1 protein-coding gene is annotated in these 1,140 nt (G+C 68.2%); it reads left to right on the top strand.

Annotated elements, in window-relative coordinates; genetic code table 11:
- A partial coding sequence (locus FHS34_RS41840) for a ribonuclease J (RefSeq protein ID WP_184976199.1) occupies positions 1–1,140 on the top strand: 1,140 nt, incomplete at both ends.

Below are 1,140 nucleotides of genomic sequence, written 5' to 3'. Positions count from 1 at the left end.
CGACATCGTCGCCGTGGTCCTCACCCACGGCCACGAGGACCACATCGGCGGCGTGCCGTACCTGCTGCGCGAGCGGTCCGACATTCCCGTCGTCGGCTCCAAGCTGACGCTGGCGTTCCTGGAGGCCAAGCTCAAGGAACACGGCATCCGGCCGCGCACGGTGCGGGTGCGGGAGGGCGACCGGCGCCGCTTCGGGCCCTTCGACTGCGAGTTCGTGGCGGTCAACCACTCCATCCCCGACAGCCTCGCGGTCGCGATCCGCACCCGGGCCGGGATGGTGCTGCACACCGGCGACTTCAAGATGGACCAGTTCCCTCTGGACGACCGCATCACCGATCTGCGTGCCTTCGCCCGTCTCGGCGAGGAGGGCGTGGACCTGTTCCTCACCGACTCCACCAACGCCGAAGTACCCGGCTTCACCACCTCCGAGCGAGAGCTGAACCCGGCGATCGAGCAGGTGATGCGCACCGCGCCGCGCCGGGTCATCGTCTCCAGCTTCGCCAGCCACGTGCACCGCATCCAGCAGGTCCTGGACGCCGCCCACCAGCACGGCCGCAAGGTCGCCTTCGTCGGCCGGTCGATGGTCCGCAACATGGGCATCGCCCGTGACCTGGGCTATCTGAAGGTCCCCTCCGGTCTGGTCGTGAGCACGAAGGAGCTGGAGAAGCTCCCGGATCACAAGATCACTCTGGTGTGCACCGGCTCCCAGGGCGAACCGATGGCCGCCCTGTCACGGATGGCCAACCGCGACCACATGATCCGCATCGGCAAGGGCGACACCGTCCTGCTCGCCAGCTCCCTCATCCCCGGCAACGAGAACGCCATCTACCGGGTGATCAACGGACTCACCCGGTTCGGCGCCCACGTGGTGCACAAGGGCAACGCCAAGGTGCACGTCTCCGGGCACGCCAGCGCCGGCGAACTCGTCTACTGCTACAACATCGTCAAGCCCCGCAACGTCATGCCCGTGCACGGCGAATGGCGCCACCTGCGGGCCAACGCCGACCTCGCCATCCGTACCGGTGTCGACCCCGACCGGGTCGTCATCGCCGAGGACGGCGTCGTCGTCGACCTGGTCGACGGGCGTGCCTCCATCACCGGCAAGGTCCCCGCCGGCAACGTCTACGTGGACGGTATGGA

The sequence above is a fragment of the Streptomyces echinatus genome (genome assembly GCF_014203595.1).
Taxonomy (GTDB): Bacteria; Actinomycetota; Actinomycetes; order Streptomycetales; family Streptomycetaceae; genus Streptomyces; species Streptomyces echinatus.
The sequence above is the reverse complement of the archived record's forward strand: the minus strand, read 5'-3'. Positions and strand labels throughout refer to the sequence as shown.